General features: G+C 67.9%; 19 protein-coding genes and 1 tRNA gene. 11 read left to right on the forward strand and 9 right to left on the reverse strand.

What is annotated here, in order from left to right; genetic code table 11:
- The first annotated feature begins 135 nt into the window (after window positions 1-135).
- The 3 genes from A9179_RS00785 (at window position 136) to A9179_RS00795 (ending at window position 1798) form a co-directional block, all read left to right on the forward strand.
- A complete protein-coding gene (locus A9179_RS00785) occupies window positions 136-408 on the forward strand; it encodes an HU family DNA-binding protein (protein ID WP_160077751.1) in 273 nt (90 codons plus the stop codon).
- A 127-nt stretch (window positions 409-535) separates the two neighbouring features.
- Window positions 536-931 carry a helicase gene (locus A9179_RS00790; RefSeq protein WP_187803966.1) on the forward strand — a complete coding sequence of 132 codons (396 nt, stop codon included), beginning with the start codon at window positions 536-538 and terminating at the stop codon, window positions 929-931.
- 138 nt (window positions 932-1069) lie between these two features.
- A complete protein-coding gene (locus tag A9179_RS00795; RefSeq protein ID WP_187803967.1) occupies window positions 1070-1798 on the forward strand; it encodes a hypothetical protein in 729 nt (242 codons plus the stop codon).
- 317 nt (window positions 1799-2115) lie between these two features.
- Here A9179_RS00795 and gabT read toward each other — a convergent pair whose 3' ends face one another.
- The 3 genes from gabT to A9179_RS00810 all read right to left on the reverse strand — a co-directional run bounded on the left by gabT (window position 2116) and on the right by A9179_RS00810 (window position 6369).
- Window positions 2116-3393, reverse strand: a complete 1278-nt coding sequence (gabT, locus tag A9179_RS00800; RefSeq protein ID WP_187803968.1) for a 4-aminobutyrate--2-oxoglutarate transaminase — start codon at window positions 3391-3393, stop codon at window positions 2116-2118.
- A gap of 194 nt (window positions 3394-3587) precedes the next feature.
- Entirely contained in the window at window positions 3588-5039 is a 1452-nt protein-coding gene (gene gabD / locus A9179_RS00805) for an NADP-dependent succinate-semialdehyde dehydrogenase (protein ID WP_187803969.1), read from the reverse strand.
- Between the two features lie 265 nt (window positions 5040-5304).
- Window positions 5305-6369 (reverse strand): AraC family transcriptional regulator, encoded by a 1065-nt coding sequence (locus tag A9179_RS00810; RefSeq protein ID WP_187803970.1) that lies wholly within the window; start codon window positions 6367-6369, stop codon window positions 5305-5307.
- A gap of 136 nt (window positions 6370-6505) precedes the next feature.
- Between A9179_RS00810 and A9179_RS00815 the strand changes: the two genes are divergently transcribed.
- From A9179_RS00815 to A9179_RS00830, 4 genes are all read left to right on the forward strand, one after another.
- On the forward strand, window positions 6506-7573 hold the full coding sequence (locus A9179_RS00815; RefSeq protein WP_187803971.1) for a fatty acid desaturase: 1068 nt from the start codon (window positions 6506-6508) through the stop codon (window positions 7571-7573).
- A gap of 59 nt (window positions 7574-7632) precedes the next feature.
- Window positions 7633-8352 (forward strand): NAD(P)H-dependent oxidoreductase, encoded by a 720-nt coding sequence (locus A9179_RS00820; RefSeq protein ID WP_187803972.1) that lies wholly within the window; start codon window positions 7633-7635, stop codon window positions 8350-8352.
- Window positions 8349-8513 (forward strand): rubredoxin, encoded by a 165-nt coding sequence (locus A9179_RS00825; RefSeq protein WP_187803973.1) that lies wholly within the window; start codon window positions 8349-8351, stop codon window positions 8511-8513. The genes A9179_RS00820 and A9179_RS00825 overlap by 4 nt, the downstream gene beginning before the upstream one ends.
- Window positions 8514-8577: 64 nt before the next feature.
- A tRNA-Arg gene (locus A9179_RS00830) sits at window positions 8578-8654 on the forward strand.
- Window positions 8655-8719: 65 nt separating this feature from the next.
- On the opposite strand, the gene A9179_RS00835 is transcribed toward A9179_RS00830, so the two are convergent.
- Together A9179_RS00835 and A9179_RS00840 are read right to left on the reverse strand one after the other, a co-directional pair.
- Window positions 8720-11077 carry a hypothetical protein gene (locus A9179_RS00835; protein ID WP_187803974.1) on the reverse strand — a complete coding sequence of 786 codons (2358 nt, stop codon included), beginning with the start codon at window positions 11075-11077 and terminating at the stop codon, window positions 8720-8722.
- 18 nt (window positions 11078-11095) lie between these two features.
- Window positions 11096-15061, reverse strand: coding sequence for a hypothetical protein (locus A9179_RS00840; protein ID WP_187803975.1), 3966 nt, complete (start codon window positions 15059-15061; stop codon window positions 11096-11098).
- A gap of 776 nt (window positions 15062-15837) precedes the next feature.
- On the opposite strand from A9179_RS00840, the gene A9179_RS00845 reads away from it, so the two are divergent.
- The 4 genes from A9179_RS00845 to A9179_RS00860 are packed head-to-tail and all read left to right on the forward strand — an operon-like array spanning window position 15838 to window position 20622.
- The gene (locus tag A9179_RS00845) at window positions 15838-17346 is read left to right on the forward strand and encodes an efflux transporter outer membrane subunit (RefSeq protein WP_394354693.1); all 1509 of its coding nucleotides are present in this window, start codon (window positions 15838-15840) and stop codon (window positions 17344-17346) included.
- Between the two features lies 1 nt (window position 17347).
- On the forward strand, window positions 17348-19522 hold the full coding sequence (locus tag A9179_RS00850; RefSeq protein WP_187803976.1) for an FUSC family protein: 2175 nt from the start codon (window positions 17348-17350) through the stop codon (window positions 19520-19522).
- 4 nt (window positions 19523-19526) lie between these two features.
- Complete coding sequence (locus A9179_RS00855; RefSeq protein ID WP_187808465.1) at window positions 19527-19727, forward strand: DUF1656 domain-containing protein; 201 nt, start codon at window positions 19527-19529, stop codon at window positions 19725-19727.
- Window positions 19728-19740: 13 nt separating this feature from the next.
- A complete protein-coding gene (locus A9179_RS00860) occupies window positions 19741-20622 on the forward strand; it encodes an efflux RND transporter periplasmic adaptor subunit (protein ID WP_187803977.1) in 882 nt (293 codons plus the stop codon).
- Here the strand turns inward: A9179_RS00860 and A9179_RS00865 are convergent.
- From A9179_RS00865 to A9179_RS00880, 4 genes are read right to left on the reverse strand one after another with little or no spacing between them, the layout of a single operon-like run.
- Window positions 20619-21851 carry an EAL domain-containing response regulator gene (locus A9179_RS00865; RefSeq protein WP_187803978.1) on the reverse strand — a complete coding sequence of 411 codons (1233 nt, stop codon included), beginning with the start codon at window positions 21849-21851 and terminating at the stop codon, window positions 20619-20621. The genes A9179_RS00860 and A9179_RS00865 overlap by 4 nt on opposite strands.
- Before the next feature lie 12 nt (window positions 21852-21863).
- Entirely contained in the window at window positions 21864-22931 is a 1068-nt protein-coding gene (locus A9179_RS00870; RefSeq protein WP_187803979.1) for a protein-glutamate methylesterase/protein-glutamine glutaminase, read from the reverse strand.
- Complete coding sequence (locus A9179_RS00875) at window positions 22928-23434, reverse strand: chemotaxis protein CheD (RefSeq protein WP_187803980.1); 507 nt, start codon at window positions 23432-23434, stop codon at window positions 22928-22930. Before A9179_RS00875 ends, A9179_RS00870 begins: the two co-directional genes overlap by 4 nt.
- On the reverse strand, window positions 23431-24264 hold the full coding sequence (locus tag A9179_RS00880) for a CheR family methyltransferase (protein WP_262410496.1): 834 nt from the start codon (window positions 24262-24264) through the stop codon (window positions 23431-23433). Before A9179_RS00880 ends, A9179_RS00875 begins: the two co-directional genes overlap by 4 nt.
- Between the last annotated feature and the right edge of the window lie 2 nt (window positions 24265-24266).

The raw sequence follows: 24266 nt of genomic DNA on the forward strand, positions 1-24266 counted from the left end.
CGGCACTGGCGCAGTGCCGGATGGCGTGCCATCCTCCCTCGGGTCTGCCGCAGCGCAGAGCTGTTGCGGCGCCTTGGGCGCTGTTCCGGACGGACAGCACGGACACAAAAACAACAAACCGTCAAAGAGGCATCTATGCGTAAACCTGAACTCGCCGCGGCTATCGCCGAAAAGGCAGATCTGACCAAAGACCAGGCCAACCGCGTTCTCAACGCCGTTCTGGAAGAAATCACCGGCGCCCTGAACCGCAAGGACAGCGTGACCCTGGTGGGCTTCGGCACCTTCCTGCAACGCCATCGCGGTGCCCGCACCGGGAAAAACCCGCAAACCGGTCAGCCGGTGAAGATCAAGGCCAGCAACACCGTTGCCTTCAAGCCGGGTAAATCGCTGAAAGACGCCGTCAACTAAGCACCCCGCATCCGGGGTCGCCAGGCCCCGGATCACCCGCTGCATAGCCTGCTTCGCGCAGGATGTAGTCCTCCTCGCAAATCGCTACAATGCGCCGCCGATTTCCCCCCCAATTCGAGGCTGCGCCATGAAATTCCGCTTTCTTCTCTGGATGCTGGGTCGCCTGATGGCCAAGGCCAGCCGCACCAATCCCGAGTTCCAGCAGCAGCTGGCCGGCAAGGATCTGGTGTTCCAGTTGCACACCCTGGACGGCAAGGTCTCCCGCCAGTTCATCATCAAGGATCAGCGCGTCAGCAGCCGTGCCGGCAAGGCGGGCGAGCCGGCGTTCGCCATCGGCTTCAAGGATGCGCTGTACGGCTTCGCCACCATGCAGGCGAAGAACAAGCAGCTGGCCTTCATGCAGGGCATCCAGAACAAGGACATCCAGATCCAGGGCAACCCGGCACTGGTGATCTGGTTCCAGGGCCTGCTCAAGTACGTAGTGCCGAAGAAAAAGAAGGTCGAGCCGAAAAAGGCCGCCTGAGTCCTGCGCGCGCAGATGCCGGCCGGCATCTGCGGCGTTCCCCGCGCGTCGCCGAAGCTGGCGCCAAGCCCCATGCCAGAGCTGGTCTGGCCGCCTGGCATTGACTAGGCTGAAGATATTTCCATGGAATCCCCCGGCATGCGTCTGCTGACTTTCATCCCCCTGTTGTTTGCCCTTGCCAGTGCCCAGGCGGCCGAGCCGAGCCCGGTGCTCGACCAGGTTCTGGATCTGGCCGGAGTGCGCCTGCTCTGCGAGCAGACTGCGCCGCTGCTGCAGCGCGGCATGCCGGCCAAGCAGCAGAAGCAGCTGGCCCAGGCCTTCGCCGCCGGCCCGCTGTGCGCTGACCTGGCCCGCCAGCTGAGCCGCGAGCTGCCCAAGGCGCAGCTGGATGAGGCGTTGGCGCTGCTCAATAGCCCGCTGGCCCGCCACTTCACCGAGGCCGAGCGCGCGGTGGGCACGGATGGTGGCCTGGCTGCCTATCGTGCCCAGCTGGGCGAGCGCCCGCCGCGCCAGGATCGCCTGGAGCTGGTACGCCGCCTGGACAAGGCCGCGCACACCACCGACCTGGCCACCCTGCTGCGCTACGAAGTGGGCAAGACCCAGGCGCTGCTGACCCTGCGCAGCCGCGGCAAGAACATCGACGAGAAGGCCCTGGGCGAGCAGACCGCGGCCCAGGTCGCGCCGCTGCGCGCCTCCAGTGCCAGCGGCGTGGAGGCCTTCATGCTGTACGCCTACCGGCGTACCCCCAGCGCGCAGCTTGGCGAGTACGCCGCGCTCTACGAGCAGGCACCGCTGCGCGCGGTGCTGGAGGCCAGCACCCGTGCCCTGCCCAAGCTGTTTGCCGAACGCCGCGCCAAGCTCAAGTAGGGGCCGCACCGGATCACCAACAAGGGGCCGTGAGGCCCCTTTGTTTTGTCCGTTAAAAGCACGAGCCAGTGTTGGCCTGGCCGCACGCGGCGCCCTGTGATCGGCGCACAGCCGGGTAGGGCGGGTGAAACCCGCGTTGCCAGTGGCGCGGGTTGCACCCGCCCTACGACTCGCTTACCAACACAAAGCCTGAATCGCAGGCAAAAAAAGGCCCGCAACCTTGGGTTGCGGGCCTCAAAGAAACGCCTGGCCTGGTGAGCCTCAGGCGGGTTCTGAGCGTCGCCCCGCAGGAGAGCAAGGGCGACGCGGCAGAGTGGTTACGCCAGTTCGTCGAAGCACTCGGCGACGATGGCGATGCCCTTCTCGAGCTGGGCATCAGGGATGGTGACCGGCATCAGGAAGCGAATGACGTTGTAGTAGGTGCCGCAGGACAGCAGGATCAGGCCCTTGTCGCGTGCACGGGCAACGATCTTGCCAACCAGCTCGGCGGCCGGCTTGCTGTGGTCGCCGCCTTCGAACAGCTCGATGGCGACCATCGAACCCAGGCCGCGCACGTCGCCGATCACCTTGTGCTTGGCGGCGATGGCGTTGAGGCCGGCCTTGAGCTTCTCGCCCACGGCTTGCGAACGCTCCAGCAGTTTCTCTTCCTCGAACACTTCCATCACGGCCAGGGCCGCGGCGCAGGCGATCGGGCTACCGGCATAGGTACCGCCCAGGCCGCCCGGGGCGATGCTGTCCATGATCTCGGCCTTGCCGCAGACGCCGGAGATCGGGAAGCCGCCGCCGACCGATTTGGCGAAGGTGGTCAGATCAGGCACCACGCCCAACTGCTCGGTGGCGAAGAAGGTGCCGGTACGGCCAGCGCCGGTCTGTACTTCGTCGGCGATCAGCAGGATGCCGTGCTGGTCGCACAGGGCGCGCAGGCGCTGCATGAACGGCTTGGAGTTGACGTAGAAACCGCCTTCGCCCTGTACCGGCTCGATGATGATGGCGGCGATGTCTTGCGGCTGGGCGTCGTTCTTGAAGATGCGTTCGATGCTGGCGATCGACTCGTCTTCGCTCACGCCGTGCAGCGGGCACGGGGCCAGGGCACGGAACACGCCGCCCGGCATCAGGCCCATGCCGGCGGAGTAGGGCACCACTTTACCGGTCAGCGACAGGGTCATCATGGTGCGGCCGTGGTAGGCGCCGGTGAAGGCGATCACGCCGGCGCGGCCGGTGGCGGCACGGGCGATCTTCACGGCGTTCTCGACGGCTTCGGAGCCGGAGGTGACCAGCAGGGTCTTCTTGGCGAAGTTGCCCGGTACGCGCTTGGCGATCTCTTCGCACAGGGCGATGTAGGGCTCGTAGGCCAGCACCTGGAAGCAGGTGTGGGTCAGCTTGGTCAGCTGTTCCTGCACGGCAGCGATCACTTTCGGATGCAGGTGACCGGTGTTCAGCACGGCGATACCGCCGGCGAAGTCGATGTACTCGCGGCCGTCGACGTCCCACACGGTGGCGTTCTCGGCGCGCTCGGCGACGATCGGGTGGATCTGGCTGACGCCACGGGCCACAGCGGCCTGGCGACGTTGCAGGAGGGATTCGTTCTTGCTCATGGTGTCCTCATAAGCCGCTCTTGTGCGGCCCGGTCCAAGGATGATGACGGTTGCCGGGAGCGACAGCTAACGATGATCGAACTGTCGCGCACCTGCAGGCCCGTCGCAGGGTTCGCCGGTGCCACCACCGGAAACGCCGACGCCGGGTGACCACGGCTCCTGCCTGTCACCCGACACCCACGGAAATTCTTGACTTAGATACCGCCGAGGCAGAGGTACTTGATCTCCAGGTAATCCTCGATGCCGTACTTGGAGCCTTCGCGGCCCAGGCCGGAGGCCTTGACGCCGCCGAACGGCGCTACTTCGTTGGAGATCAGGCCGGTATTGATGCCGACCATGCCGTATTCCAGGGCCTCGGCCACACGGAACACGCGACCCAGGTCACGGGCATAGAAGTAGGAAGCCAGGCCGAACTCGGTGTCGTTGGACATGGCGATCACGTCGGCTTCGTCCTTGAAGCGGAACACCGGCGCCAGCGGGCCGAAGGTTTCTTCCTTGGCCACGGCCGCAGTGTTCGGCACGTTGATCAGAATGGTCGGCTCGAAGAAGCTGCCGCCCAGAGCGTGCGGTTTGCCGCCCATGGCCAGGGTGGCGCCTTTGCCGAGGGCGTCTTCGATGTGCTCTTGCACCTTGGCCACAGCCTTGTTGTCGATCAGCGGGCCGGTGGTGGTGCCGGTTTCCAGGCCGTTGCCGATGTTCAGCTTGGCCACGGCGGCTTTCAGCTTGTCGACGAAGGCGTCGTACACGCCGTCCTGTACATACATGCGGTTGGCGCACACGCAGGTCTGGCCGTTGTTACGGAACTTGGAGATCAGCGCGCCTTCCACGGCGGCATCCAGGTCGGCGTCGTCGAAGACGATGAACGGTGCGTTGCCGCCCAGTTCCAGGGACACTTTCTTGATGTCCTTGGCGCATTCGGCCATCAGCTGGCGACCGATTTCGGTGGAGCCGGTGAAGCTCAGCTTGCGCACGATCGGGTTGCTGGTCAGCTCGTTACCTACGGCGCCGGCGCTGCCGGTGACGACGCTGAACACGCCGGCCGGAATGCCAGCACGCTCGGCCAGCTCGGCCAGGGCCAGAGCGGAGTACGGAGTCTGCGAAGCGGGCTTGAGCACCATGGTGCAGCCAGCGGCCAGGGCCGGGCCAGCTTTACGGGTGATCATCGCGGCCGGGAAGTTCCACGGAGTGATGGCGGCGGTAACACCGATCGGCTGCTTGATGACGATCAGGCGCTTGTCCGGCTGGTGGCCCGGAATCACGTCACCGTAGACGCGCTTGGCTTCTTCAGCGAACCACTCCAGGAAGGAGGCGGCATAGGCAATTTCGCCCTTGGCTTCGGCCAGCGGCTTGCCTTGCTCCAGGGTCATCAGACGGGCCAGATCGTCCTGGTTTTCCATCATCAGTTCGAACCAGCGGCGCAGCTTGCCAGCGCGCTCTTTGGCGGTCAGTGCACGCCAGGCCGGCAGGGCGCGGTCGGCCGCTTCGATGGCGCGGCGGGTTTCAGCAGCACCCATCTTCGGCACGCTGCCGAGGATTTCGCCAGTAGCCGGGTTGTTGACTTCGAGGGTCTGGCCGCTGTCGGCGTCCTGCCAGGTGCCGTCGATATAGGCTTGCTGACGGAACAGCTGGGCGTCTTTCAGTTGCATATTGTTCTCCTGGTGCGCGGCGCCGACGGGGCATCAAGCAAAAAAGCGGGCAGCCGAATGCGGCCGCCCAGCGTTTGAAATCTCAAACGAATCCTAGGGCCAGCGTCGACAAAGGGCAAGAGCGACGTTCGATAAAACCAACAAAATAGCCAAAAAGAATGAGCGACCCCCCAGCCTTGGTGATTTTCTCCTTAGCTGTGTCCCCGCCAGGGCAGGCCTGCGTTGTACGGGAATCGGGGTGCGCGGGCGGTGCGTACAGCAATGTTCAATATTCAGAACGTTTGTGCCGGCGCCGCTGTAGTGCCGTTCGCTCTGCGCTACAGGCGCCGCGCAGGCGCTCGCGGTACTGGCTCGGGCTCTGCCCGTTCCAGCGTTTGAAGGCGCGGCTGAAGCTGCTGCTGTCGGCGAAACCGAGCAGGTAGGCGATCTCGCTGATCGAGCAGTCGGCGCTCTGCAGATGTTGCACGGCGAGGGCGTGGCGGGTGTCGGCGAGCACCTGTTCGTAGCTGCTGCCTTCGTCGCTGAGGTGGCGTTGCAGGCTGCGCAGGCTCAGGTGCAGACCGTGGGCCAGGGCTTCGGCGGACGGCTCGCCGTTTGGCAGGCATTGCTCCAGGGCGCGGCGCAGGCGGCGCACCACGGTGTCCGGTTGCAGCGCTTCGAGGCGCTTCTGCAGCACCGTCTCGTTGTGCGCGGCCAGCTCGGGGTTGCCGTCTTCCAGGGGGCGGTCGAAGTCGGCGCGGGCGAAGCACAGCATGTCTTCGGCGGCGGCGAAGTGCAGCGGCGCGCGGAACACGTCCAGCCAGGGTTGCGGGTCGGCTGGTGGCGGGCGGCGCAGGTGCACGGCCAGTGGCGCGTAGTTGCGATCCAGGCGATTGCGGCAGGTGCGTACGTAGATGGCGGCGAAGGCGTCGATGGCCTCGGGGGCCGGCGCCAGGGCGCCCGGCGGCAGGCGCAGGTGCAGTTCGCAGACTTCGCCTATTTCGCGCAGCTCCAGCTCCAGGGCATCGCTGACCACCTGGTGGTAGCGCACGATGCGCTCGAAGATCTCGCGCAGGCTGCCGCTGGCCACCAGGGCCAGGCCGAGGGCGTGAAAGGTGGTGGGGGCGACATGCCGCGAGGTGCTCAGGCCCAGCGCCGGATCGCCGCTGGCGGCCACCGCCAGTTGCCACAGACGGGTGGTGGCGGACAGCGGGTAGCGCGCATTGGGGTCGTCGAGCTGGCTCGGGTCGAGGCCGGCCTGCTGGCACAGCGCGGTACTGTCCAGGCCGAGCGAGTCGAGCTGGCGGCGCAGGGCGCGAGTCCAGCTGGCCAGGGTGGAGGCTTCAGTCATGCAGGTTGGCATTCTCGGTCAACAGGTTGGCGTTGTCGGTCAGGCGGCTGACGGCGGCGGCGCGCACTCTAGCCTGGCCTGATTACTACAACGATCCGTGGCGCCCCGCATGGCGCCGCTACAAGAGGATGCGTGCATGACCCCGACTCCTGCAACCCATGCCCTGCACAATGACCAGCAGCGCGCCGCCCACATCCGTAGCGTGGTGATGGCGCGTGGCGAGGAGCTGCGCCAGCGCTACCCTATCCTGCAGCACCAGGACGCCCTCGGCGCCGCCATCCTGGCCTTCGCCCTGGCCGGCATGCTCGGCTCGGCCTGGCTCTACCTGGAAGGTGCTATCGCCTGGTGGGCCTGCCTGCTGGCCAATGCCTTCTTCGCCTCGCTGACCCACGAGCTGGAGCACGACCTGATCCACTCCATGTACTTCCGCAAGCAGCGCGTGCCGCACAACCTGATGATGGCGCTGGTGTGGCTGGCGCGGCCGAGCACGATCAACCCGTGGATTCGCCGCCACCTGCACCTCAACCACCACAAGGTGTCCGGCAGCGAGACCGATATCGAGGAGCGCGCCATCACCAACGGCGAGCCCTGGGGCATCGCTCGCCTGCTGATGGTCGGCGACAACGTGATGTCCTCGCTGATCCGCTTGCTGCGCGCCAAGACCTGGGCGCACAAGAAGATGATCGTCAGCCGCACCCTCAAGGGCTATGCGCCGCTGGGCCTGCTCAACTGGAGCACCTGGTATGTGTTCCTCGGCTTCCATCTGATCGACTTCATCGCCAGCCTGGCCGGCGCGCCGATCGCCTGGTCGGCCACCACCCTGAGCGTGATGCATGGCGTGACCATCGCCGTGGTGGTGCTGGTCGGGCCCAACGTGCTGCGCACCTTCTGCCTGCACTTCATCAGCTCGAACATGCACTACTACGGCGACATCGAGGCCGGCAACGTGGTGCAGCAGACCCAGGTGCTCAACCCCTGGTGGCTGTGGCCGCTGCAGGCGTTCTGCTTCAACTTCGGCAGCACCCACGGCATCCACCACTTCGTGGTCAAGGAACCCTTCTATATCCGTCAGCTGACCGCGCCGGTGGCGCACCAGGTGATGCGTGAGGCCGGGGTGCGTTTCAACGACTTCGGCACCTTCGCCCGCGCCAACCGCTGGCAGCCGCTGAACAAGCCGGCCGCTGAATCCGCGCAGACCGCCTGATCCCTCCCCCCCGGCCCCTCTCCCGGCGGGAGAGGGGAGCCGCACTGCTCGAAGACCCCATGAATATCCTGATCGTCCACGCCCATCCCGAGCCGCAGTCCTTCTGCACGGCGATGAAGGACCTTGCCGTGACCACCCTGCAGCAGGCCGGGCACAGCGTGCAGGTCTCCGACCTGTATGCGATGAACTGGAACCCGGTGGCCAGCGCCGCCGACTTCCAGCAGCGCAGCAACCCGGACTACCTGGTCTATGCCCTCGAACAGCGCCACGCCCATGGCCAGCAGGCGCTGGCCGCCGACATCGCCGGCGAGCTGGACAAGCTGCTCTGGGCCGACCTGCTGATCCTCAACTTCCCGCTGTTCTGGTGCTCGGTGCCGGCCATCCTCAAGGGCTGGATCGACCGCGTGCTGGTCTCCGGCGTGTGCTACGGCGGCCTGCGCTTCTACGACCGCGGCGGCCTGGCCGGCAAGCGCGCGCTGCTCAGCTTCAGCCTTGGCGGCCAGCAGCACATGTTCGCCGATGAAGAAGCCGTGCACGGCGCCTGGGAGCCCATGCTGCGCCCGCTGCAGCGCGGCACCCTGGCCTACACCGGGTTCAGCGTGCTGCCGCCGTTCGCCGCCTACCATGTGCCCTATATCAGCCAACAGGGGCGTGAAGACATTCTCGAGCAATACGCCGACTACCTGCTTCAGCTGGAAAGCCTCGAACCGCTGGGCTTCCCCTCGCTGGCCGACTTCGACCGCCACCTGCACCCGCTGCGCAGCCAGGTGCCGGTATGAAGCGCTGGATCTGCGTGATCTGCGGGCTGATCTACGACGAAGCCGCCGGCTGGCCGGACGACGGCATCCCCGCCGGCACGCCCTGGGCCGAGGTGCCGGATGACTGGCTGTGCCCGGATTGCGGGGTGAGCAAGGCCGATTTCGCCATGCAGGAGCTCTGAGCAAAAGCCCCGACGGCCCGCATGGACGCCTGCCCATCGGATGCGTATGATTGCGCCCCGCAACGCACCAGTAGCTCAGCTGGATAGAGTACTGCCCTCCGAAGGCAGGGGTCGTGGGTTCGAATCCCGCCTGGTGCGCCAGACTGCAATAAAACGAAGGCCCCGTGGCAGATGCCCGGGGCCTTCGGCGTTTGTGCGTCGGCGGATTAGGTCGGGATGGCGCTGTCGGGGCCGGCCTGGCGCTCTGCCTGGTGGGCCCGGAACTCCTGCAGCTGGGCGGGCAGGGCCTGCAGCACGGCCTGCAGCAGGTTGTTCAGGTAGTGCTCGGCCTGGGCCTGATCCCAGTGCTGTCGGCGCTGCTGTTCACGCTCGATGGCGGCGCTACTGAGCAGGCGCAGGTCGAGGCGGCAGATGCCGGCGACTTGGTCGCGGTGGTCGCGCAGCAGCCCTTCGCAGGCGCGCCAGCCGGTGTCCAGGCGCGGCGGCAGGTAGATCTGCGCCCGCAGCGTCTGGCCGGTGCCGTCCTGGCAGGCGAGGCTCAGCTGTTCCGCCAGTTCGCCGTTGTCGGCCAGCGGGCAGTAGAGCACCTGGTCGATGGCCCGGCTGAAGGGGCCGGACGGGCGCTGGCGGCTTTCTTCCAGCACATGGCGCTGCTCGCCGAGGCTCAGCTGCAGCTCGAGCGGTGCTGCGGCGAAGGCCTGGCCGTTGAGCAGGCTGACCTCGAACAGGCTGATGGCCAGGGTGTCGCCCTCGGCACTGCCCGCCTCGCGCCAGCCCAGGGCCAGCTGCGCCAGCAGGGTGTCGCCAAGGTTGCCGAGCAGCTGTTCGGTGAGCAGGTTGAGTTGCCAGTTGAAGTCGCTGGGCTGGGCGCTGCTGCGCAGGTTCGGGCCGTGGGGGCGGGCGAGCAGGTCGAAGAAGGCGCTGGTGGCACTGTGCGCGTCGGCGTTGGCCAGGTTGCTCTGGCGCAAGGCCGGCGGGCGCTGGCGCACCTGCTGCAGGGCGCTGCCCAGCAGCTGCTGGCCCAGTTGCACGGCGAGGCGCTCCAGCAGTGGTGCCAGCTCGTCCTGGTGCAGCCCGGCGATATCGTTGTGCAGCTCGTGGTACAGGCTCTGGGTGAGGGCGAGGAAGCCCGGCGCGATGTCGGCATGGGCGCCGATATCGGGCATTTCCGCACTCACCGCCAGGTAGGTGCCGGCGCCGCCGACCAGGTAGCCGGCCGGCTCCGGGCCGGGCTCCAGCAGCAGGTCGTAGAGCTGCTCGTCGGCGCTGCCGCTGCCCTCCAGTGGCTGCAGCTGGCGCAGCGGGTAGGCTTGCGGGCTGCCGTCCGCGGTCAGACGCAGCAGCGGGCTGCCGGCGCCCAGCGGGGCGATGCCCAGCGCGGCCAGGCCGGGGATGCGCGCGTTGAGCAGCAGCGGGTCGATGCTGCACAGCGCCGGTTGGCCGGCCTGGGGGAAGCGCAGAAAGGGGTGGGTGGCCGTGACCGCGATCGGCAGCTCGTCGAGCCGATACAGCGCGCGTCCGGCCCGCCACGGCCGGGCGACCAGGGCCAGGCGCCGCGGCCCGGCAGTGGTGGCCAGTTGCGCGCCGGGTTGCAGGGTCTCGATCGGTCGTTCGCTGCCATCGGCCAGCAGCACGCCGGTGCCGGCGGCGAAGCAGCAACCGCCCCCGCCAGTGTCCCGGTAGCCGGTGCCGGGCTGGCCATTGGCGGTGAATTCGTAGGAGTTTTCCTCGTCCATGCACGACATCGAACGGGCGCCCGGGTAGTAGGTGCAGACCCGCTCCAGGATGCCGGCGCGGGCGGCGCCGGCGATATCGTTCCAGTCGAGCCGGCGGCGGCCCGGGTCGGTGGTGGACATCCAGCTGTTGTAGGTGAGCCAGGTGCCGGCATCGACGTTGCCGGGCAGCGGCACCTGCAGGCTGGCCAGGCTGCTTTTCACACTGGCGATGATGCCGTTGATGCTGCTGCTCGGGCTGCCAAGGATGCTGAGCTTGACCCAGTGGTGCCACAGCAGCCAGTCGAAGTTGGGCAGGCCGCCCTGGCCGTGGTACTGCACGGCCAGGGCGTTGAGGTAGTTGCTGCTCTGCAGCTGGGCGCTGTAGGCAGCCAGGGCCTGGGGTTTGTCCGGGCAGTCGTTGTAGGCCTGGGTGAAGGGCGCATAGCCCTGTTGCAGGGCCACGGCATAGAGCGGCAGGGCGCTGCTGGTGATCTGCGCGTTGCAGTTGTTGACGGCGTTGTCGATGTCCCCGGACTTGAGCTGTTTGCGCAGGCTCGAGGTGATGTTGTACATCGCCTGGCACAGAGTGGCGACGGCGAAGCCGGACCAGAAGTCGTCGTTCAGGCCGGTACTGCCGCTGACGTTGTCGGTGTAGGCGGCCGGCGTGTAGCCGGGAAAGAAGATGTCGCGAAAGCTCGGCCCGGCGGAGCGGGGCCACGGCTGGGTGTGCTTGCCCGGCGTGGCCCCTTCCAGGCGACTGAGCAGGGCCGCCTTGGCCACGACCCCCACGGGGTTCGCGCCGAAAGCGGGGAGGGCGGTGAACATCGCTTCTACAGGATCGTTGGACATGCTGGCGGCCCTCCTGGCTCAGGCTACGGCGAACTGCAGATCGTCATCGGCGCGGCGCAGCAACACCGGCGGGACGAAGATCTGCACGCGTACCGAGAAACTGCAGTCGGTACTGCCGTAGTCGTTTTTGACGGTCAGCTTGTAGCTCTGCGCCGCCATGCCACGGGGTGCCACCCCGGTTTTCTGCGAGATGGCGCCGCTGCTGGCGTCGAACTGCAGGAAGTCCGGCAGTGCCGGATTGATCTCCCATTTGCGCGGGGCGCTGCCGGGCTGGCCGAGGAAGGGCGTGATGCGCTGGTCGCGGTTGTAGTCCCACAGGTCGAAATCGCGGATCGCCAGCAGGCTGGGGGCCATGGTGGTGAGGGCCACCGTCCAGGCCGTGCCGTTGCTGCCGGTAGAGACTGTCTGGCCGTCGCTGTTGAGGTAGAGCTTCTGCTTCTGGTCGTTCCAGTAGCAGTTGTAGAAGCGGAACTTGGCAGCCACCAGGGTGCCCTGGCTGTCGAACTGCGGGTCGCCGGCATACTCGCTGGCCCACAGCTGCTGGCTGGCCTTGTTCGTGTCGGCGATGGGCGGCACGGCACAGACCTTCTTGTTGTCGTCCAGGGTGAGGATCACCAGCTTCTGCCGCGGCGTGTTGTTCACCGTCTCGCCACCGAGCGCCAGCAGGGTGGAGAGGGTGGTGCGGCCGAGGGCATCGGAACCGAGGAAGAAGTCGGTGCTGAAGTCCAGCTTCTGCGCGCCGATGCCCAGCGAGCCATCGGTGTTGAAGGTCAGCGTCTGCTGGTAGTTGCCGTTGTACTGCAGGCCGATGCCGACCAGTTTCGGCGAGGTCTGGTTGGCGGCGCCGCCGGTGATGTTGAGGGCATCGATGGCGGCCTTGTCCTCCATGTAGAAACCGGCCTTCTTGGCCTGGTCTTCGGCGAATTTCTGGATCGGCGTCTTCTGTGGACGGAAGGCCAGTACCAGCAGGATGATCGCCCCGGCGATCGCCGCGAAGGCCGCCAGTACCGCCACCCCGGAGGCGATGGTGGCCACCGCCAGGCCGCCGATGACCTCGACGCCGGCGGCCCCCAGCGCCCATTCACCGAGAATGGCGATCAGCTCCAGCGACGCCGAGGCCAGCAACAGGGCGTTGCCGGCGGTCTCCAGGCCGGACTCCGAGTTGGCGATGGCAATGGCACTGAGCACGATGTTGGCCACCGCGAACAGCGCGCCGAGGCGGGTGGCGATGAACTCGTCGAGGTTGCGCCCGAAGATCTTCGCCACCACCCCGAGGTCTTCTTCCGCGCCGGCGACCAGCAGCTTGGCCTCCAGCGAGGCGTCGCGCACCAGCCAGCGCGACAGGCCGTTGCTGCCGCGGGTATTGGCCAGCTCCAGCACATCGTTCTTCCATACGCTCTTGAAGAACGAGCCCCAGGTGTTCTCCGTGCGGAAGATGGTGGTGTAGGCGGTGCCCCGGCGGATCACGGTGCCGAGCAGCTGGGCGAACACCTGCATGCCGCCGAGCACCACCTGGGTGCGCTGGGCATCGCTGAGGTTCTTCCAGTCCATCACCCCGTAGACAAAGGCAGCGATGCCCACGGAGGCGGCGGCCAGGGTGATCGCCTTGGCCGCGAGCAGGCTGACCTTGCTGGTGATGGGCCAGCTGGCGGCGAACTTGGCGGCCAGCTGTTCCCACTCGTAGATGCCGGCGAAGCTGGCGGACAGGCTGGCGAAGGTGTCGAGCACCTCGCGGATCTGCCCCTGCTGCTGGGCCTCGCGCAGCTGACGGATCATGTCGAGGATCTGCGGGTCGGTGGAGTTGCCGTACTGCTTGATGAACTCGCTGATGACCTTGTCGACCGAGTAGGCGTACTGATCCATGTTGCCGCTGTAGTCGATCAGGGTCGGCAGGATGTTGCCGATCTGGAAGGTCTGGATCACCTGGGTGTACTGGTTGCAGAAGAAGCCGCTGGGGTCGAGCACGTTGAGCACGGCCAGGTTGGTCTGCACGCGCTGGGCGAAGGCCGAGCCGTCGAGACCGGTGTTGCTGTTCAGCGAGATCATGCGCAGGTAGTTGAGGGCCGAGGGCTGGGTCGAGTAGCGGAACATCAGGTAGGCCCAGTACAGGCTCTGTTTACCCTTGCTGGCGGCCTCGGTGACCATGGTGATCAGCTCGTCGATCTGCTTCTGGTCACCGGTGACGGTGGCGCGAATCTGGGTGATCCAGCTGGCCAGATCCTGGTCGATCAGCGGCGCGTACTGGCCGTTGTTGTCGATCTGATCCTGGAGGAACAACGCGGTGTCGGGGAACTGCATGCGCCAGCGGTTGGCATACAGCTGCGGCGACTGGGCCTGGTACACCTCGTCGATGGCCACCTGCTGCGACAGCCATTTGCCGGCGCGGTCGCCGTTCAGGTAGGGCGCGCCGGGGTCGTCGGTACGCGCCAGGGCGCTGCTCAGGTAGGCCACGCTGAGGCTCTTGTACCAGTCCTGCGGCAGCTGGCCCTTGGCCCCCTTGATGGCGGCGATGGCCTTGAGTTCGGCGCTGAGCTGCGGCGGGTTGGGCGAGATGAATTCGCTGCGCAGTTCGGGATCCATGTAGTACTGCAGGATCAGGTAGAAGTCCTGCATCGAGTTGTCGCGCACCACCTCGCTCCACACCTTCTTCGGCACGCCGTGGCTGTCCACCGTGGTTTGCTGGAACGGCGACATGCCGAGCAGGGTATGGATGTTCAGCGGGGTGCCGGCCAGCAGCTGGTTGTGCAGGGAGCTGCGGGTGCTGGCGATGGTCTGGCGCAGGCTGGCCTGTGGCGCGCTGAGGTGGTCGGCCAGGCGTACCAGCGAGGCGGCGCAGTGACGCTTGCCGACCCCGGCGTGGCTGCCGTTGAGTATGCGCTCGCCATTCTCGGAGAACTCCAGATGGCCATCGGCACCCAGGCCGCTGGCCTGGGCCTGGGCGGCGCTGAGGCCCTGCCAGATGAGGCGGTTGCCCTGCACCCGGGAATTGGCCACGGCCTGGCCGTCGATCACCAGCTGGCCGTCGTGTACCTGCACCAGGCCGCTGTGCTGGCCGCTGGTGTGGTCGATCAGGCCGTAGAAGCCGGCGATGGCCGGGTTGTCGACTATGCCGCGGATGGCGTAGGGCGTACCGAGGATGGTGTTCTCGCCGGTCAGGTAGGCGCCCTCGAAGCTGCTGGCGAAGCCGTCGAAGTTGAAGGCCAGCTGGTAGGGGAACACGCTTTTCACCGGGCTGCTGCCGCGGTCGTCGGCGTCCGGGTTGACGCCCTGGTTGGCGCTGAAGATCAAACGGAACTCCGCGGTGAGCAGCAGGGTGAAGTCGAAGTCCGGCTGCGGCGCCCAGTCGGTGCGGGTCTGCAGGTCGGAGAATTCCACCAGCACATGGGGGTCGGGCTGGCCGATGAAGGGGCCCTTGTCGGTCAGGCCGTAGGTGAAGCGCAGGGCCTGGTCGATCCAGGTGGCGTTCTTCCACTCGGCGGATTTCACGTCCCAGTTCAGCTTGGGCCCGCTGGCGTCGCCGGATACGTACTGCCCGGCATTGGCCGATACGGCACAGGTGTAGGACACCGGCTTGAGGTCGATCTCCACCGAGAAGTGCGCGTCGCCGCGGGTGATGTAGCCGTAGCCCTTGGTGTGGTCGGGGAGCAGCTCGATGCGCCCGCTGACCGCCTGCGCGCCGCTGCCCTGGTGCCAGCTGAGCAGGTGGTTGTGCGGATCCCAGTCCAGCGCCTCGCGGGCGATCGGCTGGTCGCCCAGCAGCAGGTGATCCTGGCTGCGATCCTGTGGCGCCGGCGTGAGCAGGGTCAGCAGCTCGGCGCCCAGCGGGCTGCTGCCGACGAAGTTGTTCAGCAGCTTGATCGAATAGGTGCGGGCGAACTGGTGGCGGGCCGCCAGCAACGCGCCGGTATGGGTGTGCTGCGGGTTGACTGCGCGGCGGGTGCGCAGTTGCAGACGGGCCAGTTCGCTTTTGTTGATCCCTTTCATGGCAAACCTCTTCGAAGTGGAATGACGACCCTCGGCCGGGCCGAGCGGGCTCATGCAGCCAGGGCATCTGGCCCGGGCTCGAACGCACAAGGAGAGGCTGCCCGGCGGCCGCACAGCAGGCGGCGGGGGCGACGCGGCGCCGGCTCGGCGTACCCGCGGCGGGTCAGTGCGCGTGGGCAGTGACCGGGGCGGGCGGCTGGCGAGCCGGTTGCACGGCAGATGAAGGGGTAGATCGAACCTGAACAGGTAATGCGGAAATAATGCATCCATTCATCAAGCGAACTCCTTGTACCCGGCCGGATCGCCCGTTCAGCAGGCAGCCCGGTGCGGGTCAGCGCCAGCCAACGGCTGTCCTGATGGCGCTGTGTAGATCGGTTTAGCCGACCAGGCAGGGCCGTCAAGCTAGCCAAGGGCCAGTATCGGCAGCGCCTTCGGCGATGTTCTTGTGCCTGTCGAGGCTTCTGGCACGGGGCTTTCAGGTCAGTCTGCCGGTTCCTGAGGGCAAGCCCCGGCGAGTGCCGTTCCGGGCGGCAGGTGGCGGATTCCGGGGCCTGCGGCCCGGTCGAGAATGCTTAGACGGTTTGACGATCAGGTAGCCCGTTCTAATCGCCAACCGGCGAATCTGCCCTTGGGCCGGGGCGCTGCGGCGATTGTTTCGTCCGGGGTAATGATCTATCACCCATCCGTGCGCTTATCCGCCCCTGCCGCACTGCCTAGAATCCTCCTGCCGCCCGGGTTCACGGGCGTTTCGCGCCAAATCAGCAGGATCATCCACAGTGTCGCGTCACCTTGTGCAGGGACTGGCGTTCGTCGGCTCCTTCGTCGTTTTTGCCGGCCTCGCCGGCTGCATCAGCACCCATGGCATCGCCCCCCGCCAACAGCGCCTCGGCAACCCCGAACTGGCCAGCGATGCGGCCATTCAGGAGGCCGCCAAGGCCGCGCAGTGGCCGCGCCAGCACTGGTGGCAGGACTACCGCGACCCGCAGCTGGACGCCTGGATCGCCCGCGCGCTGGATGGCAGCCCGAGCCTCGATGAAGCCACCGCGCGGGTGCGCCTGGCCATGGCCATGGCCGGCGCGGCGGAGGCCGTCGAGGCACCGCAGGTTGGCGCGGATATCTCGCTGAGCCGCCACCGCTGGCCGGACGACTACTTCTACGGCCCCGGCGAGCTGGCCAAGACCACCAGCTGGAACAACAACGCCGCCCTCGGCCTGAGCTACGCCCTCGACCTCTGGGGCCGCGAGCGCAGCAACAGCGAGCGCTACCTGAACCTGGCGCAGATGGCCGCCGCCGAACTGCGGGTGGCGCAGCTGGAGCTGGAGAGCAACATCGTTCGCACCTACATCCAGTTCTCCCTGCACCATGCCGAGCGCGACATCGGCCTGGCCCTGCTGCACCAGCAGGAGCAGATCCTCGACCTGGCCCGGCGGCGCCTGGCCGGCGGCCTGGGTACCCAGTTCGAGGTCAGCCAGGCCGAGGTGCCGCTGCCCGAGACCCGCCGCCAGCTGGAAGCGCTCGACGAGGCCATCGCCCTCGACCGCAACCGCCTGGCCGCCCTGGCCGGCCAGGGGCCGGGTGCCGGCGCCGTGCTGCAGCGCCCGCGCCTGAGCCTGGCCGGCCAGCCGGGGCTGCCCAGCCAGCTGCCGCTGGAGCTGCTCGGCCATCGCCCGGACGTGGTTGCCCGGCGCTGGCAGGTGGCCGCCGAGGCGCAAGGCGTGGAGGTGGCGCGCGCCGACTTCTATCCCAACGTCGACCTGGTCGCCAGCCTTGGCTACAGCGCGGTGGGCGGCGGCATGCTGGAGTTCTTCAAGGGCCAGAAGTCCAGCTGGGGCATCGGCCCGGCGATTTCCCTGCCGATCTTCGACGGCGGCCTGCGCCGCGCCCACCTGGGCGAGGCGGCGGCCGGCTACGATGCAGCGGTGGCGCAGTACAACCAGACCCTGGTCGGTGCCCTGCGCGAGATTTCCGACCAGCTGATCCGCCTGCACTCGCTGCGCCAGCAGCAGGATTTCGCCGCCGCCTCGGTGGCCAGTGCCCAGCGCACCTACGACATCGCCACCCAGGCCTACCGCGGCGGTCTTACCGACTACCTCAACGTGCTCAATGCGCAGTCGCGCCTGTTCCAGCAGCAACAGGTCGAGCAGCAGGTGCAGGCCGCGCGCCTGGCAGCCCACGCCGGCCTGCTGGTGGCCCTCGGTGGCGGCCTGCTGGAGGCGGCGGACAGCCCGGCCGAGGCGCAGCTGCAGCCGCACAGCGTGGCCGTACGGCCGCAGGCCGCGCGCTGAGATGGGCGCGCCCCTGTCCCTGCGCCCGGCGAGCGCTGGCGAACGCCTGCAGCGTGCCCTGTACGAGTGGGCACGCAGCGATGGGGTGACCTGGCTGTACATCGCCAAGGTGCTGCTGGCCGCCCTGCTGACCCTGTGGCTGGCCCTGCGCCTGGAGCTGCCGCAGCCGGGCACGGCCACCGTTACCGTGTTCATCGTCATGCAGCCGCAGAGCGGCCAGGTGTTCGCCAAGAGCTTCTACCGCCTGCTCGGCAGCCTGGTCGGCCTCGGCGTGATGCTGCTGCTGATCGCCCTGTTCGCCCAGGAGCGGGTGCTGTTCCTGCTCGCCGTGGCCCTGTGGATCGGCCTGTGCACCGCCGGTGCCGCGCGCTACCGCGACTTCCGCGCCTATGCCTGCATGCTTGCCGGCTACACCGCGACCCTGGTCGGCCTGCCCGCCGCCGAGCAGCCGGACATCGCCTTCATGCAGGCAGTGTGGCGCCTGCTGGAAGTTGCCCTGGGCATTCTCTGCGCCAGCGTGGTGAGTGCCACCCTGTGGCCGCAGACGGCCAGTGCGGCCCTGCGCAATGCCCTCTACCAGCGCTTCGGCAGCTTTGCCGAGTTCGCCCTCGCGCACCTCGATGGCGGTGCGCGGCCGGCCTTCGAAGCGGCCAGCCTGGCGTTCGCCGCGCAAACGGTGAGCCTGGAAACCCTGCGCAGCGCCACCGGTTTCGAAGACCCGCACATGCGCCTGCGCAGCGGTCGCCTGGCCCGCCTGAACAGCGAGTTCATGCGCCTGAGCACCCGCTATCACGCCCTCCACCAGCTGCTCGAACGCCTGCGCGGGCAGGGCGCCGAGGCCGTGTTGCAGGCCCTGCACCCGAGCCTGCAGCGCCTGCGCGAGATGCTCGAGCCCTGGCGCGGGCGGCCGCTCACCGACCGCGACGCGGCCAGCCTGGCCGCCCAGCTCGACGCCCAGCGCCCGGGGCTGATGCAGGACATTCGCCTGGCCCGTGCCGCCCTGCGCGTGGAGCCCGAGCAGCGGCTCGACTTCAACACCGCCGCCGAGCTGCTCTATCGCCTGGCCGACGACCTCCACCAGTACGCCCAGACCCACGCCTCGCTGGCTGCCCACCGCCACGCGCGGGAGGACTGGCCGCACCGCTTCGCGACCAAGGCCAACCTGCTCGCCGCCCTGGTGGCTGGCGCACGCACTGCGCTGATGGTGCTGCTGCTCGGCCTGTTCTGGATCGCCACCGCCTGGCCCAGCGGCAGCACCTTCGTGCTGATCGCCGCAGTGGTGGCGGCGCTCAGCTCGAGCGCCGCCGACCCGGCCAAGCTGGCCATGCAGATGGCCGCGGGCACCCTGCTGGCGGCGCTGCTCGGCTTCGCCGTGACCTTCTTCGTGCTGCCGCACCTGGACGGCTTCCCGCTGCTGGCCCTGGCCCTGGCGCCGGTGTTCGCCCTCGGCGTGTTCTTCACCCTGCGCCCGCGCTGGGCTGGCGCCGGCCTCGGCCTGCTGGTGTTCTTCAGCTTCGGCGCGATCCCGGCCAACCTGGCGCTGTACGACCCCGGGCGCATGCTCAACACCTACCTGGCCATGCTCCTGGCCCAGCTGCTGGCCGCCGCCTTCGCCGCCGTGTTGCTGCCACCGACCAGCGCCTGGCTATGGCGGCGCCTGCAGCGTGACCTGCGCCTGCGCGTGGTGCAGGCGGTCAGCGCGCGCCTGGCGGGGCTGCAGCCGGCCTTCGAGAGCGGCACCCGCGACCTGCTCAGCCAGGCCTACGGGCTGGCCGCGCGCAACCCGCAGGTGCAGCGCGACCTGCTGCGCTGGATGCTGCTGGTGCTGGAAATCGGCCATGCGGTGATCGAGCTGCGCCACGAGCAGGAAGCCCTGCCGGCCCAGCCCTGCTACGCCGAGGACATGCCCTGGCGCCTGGCGGTGCGGGTGCTCGGCCGGGCGCTGATCCGCCTGTTCGTGCAGCCCTCGGCGGGCAACCGCGGGCGTGCCCTGGCGGCGGTCGAACAGGCCATCGCCACCACCCGGCGCACCGCCGAGCCTTGCGCGCCGGACTTCGAGAGCTCGCCGCTGCGCCGGGTGCTCAGTTACCTGCACTTCATCCGCAGCTCGCTGCTCGACCCGCAGTCGCCGCTGTACCCCAGTTCCCCAACCGGAATCCCGCGCCATGCTGCCTGACGGTCTGCCCCGCGAAATCGCCCTGCACGGCCTGTACATGCCGACCCTGACCCTGCTGTTCGTGGTCGCCGCCGTGCTCTGCTGGTGCCTCGACCGCCTGCTGGCCGGCGCCAACCTGTACCGCTTGGTCTGGCACCCGGCGCTGTTTCGCGTGTGCCTGTTCGCCTGCCTGTTCGCCGGCATGGCGTTGCCCCTCTACCGCTAACCACGAGCCGACCATGACCCTGAAATCCGTCTTCAGCCTGCTGGCGACCCTGCTCATCCTGCTGGCCGCCACCCTGCTCGGGCGCAGCCTGTGGCTCAACTACATGGACAGCCCGTGGACCCGCGATGGCCGTGTGCGTGCCGACATCATCAACGTCGCCGCCGATGTCTCCGGCATCGTGGTGGCGGTACCGGTGCGCGACAACCAGCAGGTGCGCAAGGGCGACCTGCTGCTGCAGATCGACCCCGAGCACTACCGCCTCGCCGTGCAGCAGGCCGAAGCCCTGGTGGCTTCGCGCCGCGCCAGCAGCGCCATGCGCCGGCAGAACGCCAGCCGCCGCGCGGCGATGGACGAGCAGGTGGTTTCGCGCGAGAGCCTGGACGATGCCAGCAACCTGGCCGCGGCGGCGGCGGCCGACCTGCAGCAGGCCGAGGCGGCGCTGGCGGCGGCGCGTCTCAACCTGCAGCGCACCGAAGTGCGCGCCGCGGTGGACGGCTACGTGACCAACCTCAACGTGCACCCCGGCGACTACGCGCGGGTTGGCGAGGCCAAGATGGCCCTGGTCGACCAGCACTCCTACTGGGTCTACGGCTACTTCGAGGAGACCAAGCTGCCGCACCTGGCGGTCGGCGACCCGGTGGAGCTGCAGCTGATGAGCGGCGAGCGCCTGGACGGCCATGTCGAGAGCATCGCCCGGGCCATCTACGACCGCGACAACCCGGCCAGCCGCGAGCTGGTGGCCGACGTCAACCCGACCTTCAACTGGGTGCGCCTGGCCCAGCGCGTGCCGGTGCGCATCCACCTCGACCGGGTGCCGGACGGCGTGCTGCTGGCAGCCGGCATCACCGCCACGGTGATCGTCCACCCGGCGGCCGGCGCCGCGGCGGGCGGCTAGCTGATGACCGGAACCAGCTGGCGGATGCGCTCCTGGTTGCCGCGCCACCAGGGCAGCAGGGCATCGCCGGGCATCGGCTTGGCCAGGAAGTAGCCCTGCGCCTCGCCGCAGCCGAGACTGCGCAGCAGCTGCCAGTCCTCGCGGGTTTCCACGCCTTCGGCAACGACCCGCAGGCTGAGCTTGCGGGCGATGTCCAGGGCGCTTTCCAGGAGAATGCGCAGGTGCAGGCTCTGGCTGGCACCGTTGACAAAGGCGCGGTCGACCTTGAGCTCGGTGCAGGGCACCCGTGACAGCTGCAGCATGCAGGAGAAACCGGTGCCGTAGTCGTCCACCGACAGGCCGAAGCCTTTCAGGCGCAGGCGCGCCAGGGTGCCGAGGGTGGTGCCGAGGTCGGTCATGATGGCGCTCTCGGTGATCTCCAGGATCACGTAGCGCGGCTCGATGCCGCTGGCGCTGACCCGGTCGATGATCGCGTCGGCCAGCCGCGAGTCGGCCAGCGAGCGCGCCGAGACATTGATCGAGAAACTCAGCGGCAGGCCGGTGGCGTGCCACTGGCGGCAATAACGCAGCGACATGTCGAGCATCTGCAGGGTCATCTCGGAGATGTACTGGCTGCGTTCGATTAGCTCGATGAAGCAGGCCGGGGTGAGCAGGCCGTACTGTGGGTGCTGCCAGCGGATCAGCGCCTCGACGCCGTTGAGGGCGCCGTCGGCGAGGGCCACCTTGGGCTGGAAGTAGGCGACGAACTCGTGGTTGTGCAGGGCGCGCTGCACGTCCTGTTCATCCAGGTGCGGGCCCTGGGGCTGCTGCTCGTCGCTTTCCGTGCGCAGCTGCACGGCGGAGAAACGGCTCAGGCTGCCCAGCAGCTGCTCGCGCAGCAGCGGTTTCTGCAGCACGCCGAGCAGGCGCAGGCCAAGGCTCTTGCCCATGCTCTCGACCACGTTGAGCAGCACGCTTTCGCGGGCGCTGGCCACTATCACGGCCGGATCCAGGCTTAGCCGGGCCAGTTCATGGAGCACCTGCACGCCGTCCATGCCGGGCATTTCCAGATCCAGCACCAGGGCTTCGATCTGCGGATTGGTCTTCAGTTGGGCTATGGCGTCGAAGCCATCCACTGCCTGCAGCACGTTCTCGATGCCCATGTCGCTGCACAGTTCGGCCATGAACTGGCGCTGTACTTCACTGTCATCGACCACCAGCAGGTGCTGGGGCAGTCTGTTCGGAACCATCGTGCGTGCTCCCTAGCGCCAGCTCATTACGACTCGGGGAATGTCGTCCAGCGAGATCACCTGATTCACGCCGCCTAGTTTGATCGCCTCTTTCGGCATACCGAATACCACGCAACTCTCTTCGTCCTGGGCGCAGGTGTGCGCCCCGGCTTCATGCAATTCCTTGAGCCCGCGGGCGCCGTCGTCACCCATGCCGGTCATGATCACCGCCAGGGCATTACGCCCAGCCTGCACCGCTGCCGAGCGGAACAGCACGTCGACTGACGGCCGGTGACGGCTGACCAGCGGGCCGTCCTTGACCTCCACCAGGTACTGCCCGCCGCTGCGCTTGATCAGCATGTGCCGCCCACCGGGGGCGATCAGCGCGCGGCCCGGCAGCATGCGGTCGCCGTCCTGGGCCTCGCGCACTTCGATGGCGCACAGCGAGTCGAGGCGCTCGGCGAAGCTGCGGGTGAACTTCTCCGGCATGTGCTGGACGATGGCGATGGCCGGCGCGTTCACCGGCAGCTCCACCAGCACCTGCTCCAGCGCCTGGGTGCCGCCGGTGGAAGTGCCGAGCAGGACGATCTTCTCGGTGGTGCGCTGGTTGAGCAGGCCGCTGCTGGGCAGCTCCACCAGGGCCTCGGCGCCGAGCTTGGGCGCCTTGCTCAGTGGCGCGCTGGCCGGTGCCTTGGCGCGTACCCGCGCCTTGGCCGCCGTGCGGATGGCGGTGAGCATGTCCTGGGCGCTGTCCTGGAGAAAATCGCGCAGGCCCATGGTCGGCTTGGTGATCACCTCCACCGCGCCGGCGGCCAGGGCCTGCAGGGTAATGTCGGCGCCCTTCTCGGTGAGGGTCGAGCAGATCACCACCGGGGTCGGCCGGGTGGCCATGATCTGGCGCAGGAAGGTGATGCCGTCCATGCGCGGCATCTCCACGTCGAGCAGGATCACGTCGGGCCACACCCGCTCCATCTTCTGCTGGGCCAGCAGCGGATCCATGGCCGCGCCGACCACCTCGATGTCCTTGTGCGGGGCCAGCAGCTGCTGCATCACCTCGCGCATCACCGCCGAGTCGTCGACGATCATCACCTTGATGCTCATTGCGGCAGCTCCTCCAGAGCCTTGATCGCCAGGGTGCCGCCGCGGCGTACCCAGACCTCGCCGGTGCTGAGGTCGAAGCGCAGGTAGCGGTAGCCGTCGCCACCCAGGTCGCGGCTGACCACGTGCAGGCCGGCGCTGTCGGCCAGGTGCTCGACGAATTCGATGTTCTGCTCGCCGATCTCCTGGCGCAGGCTGGAGCCGGGGTTGCTCAGGGTGCGCGAGCCGCCGAACAGCTTGACCTCGGCCTCGGCCAGTTTCAGGGCGTGGGCGCGCGCCTGTTGCTTGAGCCAGATCCAGGCTTCGCCACCGTAGCGGCCGTCGAGGTCACGCGCATGTTCGGCGACCCGGCGCTTGCCGGGCAGCTGGAAGTGGCACATGCCGCCTTTGCGCGCCTTGGGGAACCACAGGACGATGGCCACGCAGGGGCCGAGCAGGGTTTCCACGCGCAGCTCGCCGCTGCCAAAGTACAGGTCGCCGGGGTTGAGGAAGCGCTTGCTGCTCATTGCGCCACCTTGCGGTAGATCGACGAGGTCACCAGCTCCAGCGGCAGGCGGGTATCGTGCAGCGCCTCGGAATGGCCGACCATCAGCCAGCCGCCGGGTTTGAGGCGTTCGACCACGTTGTGCAGCACCCGCTGCTTGGTCGGCATGTCGAAATAGATCAGCACGTTGCGCAGCAGGATCAGGTCGAACTGGCCCAGCTCCGGGGCCGCCTGGGTCAGATTGCCGGGGCGGAACTCGACCCGTTCGCGCAGGCTGCGCTCCACCAGGAAGTAGCCGTGGTAGCGGTCGCGGCCCTTGAGGCAGTAGCGCTTCAGGTAGTGCTGCGGAATCCGCTCGCCGCGCGCCATCACGTACAGGCCGCGACGCGCGCTGCTCAGCACCTGCTGGCTGACATCGGTGCCGATCACGCTCCACGGCTGACGGCTGCGCCCGCTGTCGAGCAGCATGGCCAGGGTGTAGGCCTCCTCGCCGCTGGAGCTGGCCGCGCTCCACACGCGGAAATCACTCTGCGTGGCCACCTGCGGCAGGATCTTCTGCTGCAGGAAGTCGAAGTGCTTGGGTTCGCGGAAGAAGTAGGTCTCGTGGGTGGTGATCAGGTCGATGGCCACCTCCAGCTCCGTCGCGCCGGCCGGCGAGATCAGGTGCTGGTAGTACTCGCGGTAGCTGCCCATCTGCAGGGCGCCGAGGCGCTTGGACAGACGCCCGCAGATCAGCGGCTTCTTCACCGGCGGCAGCTGGATGCCGACGCGCTGGTAGAACAGCTGCTGAAGTTGGCGAAACTCCGGCTCGCTCAGGACGATGTGCGAAGCCGAAGCTGGAGTCATGCTCATGC

This window comes from Pseudomonas alcaligenes (assembly GCF_014490745.1).
In the GTDB taxonomy this organism is placed as follows: domain Bacteria; phylum Pseudomonadota; class Gammaproteobacteria; order Pseudomonadales; family Pseudomonadaceae; genus Aquipseudomonas; species Aquipseudomonas alcaligenes_C.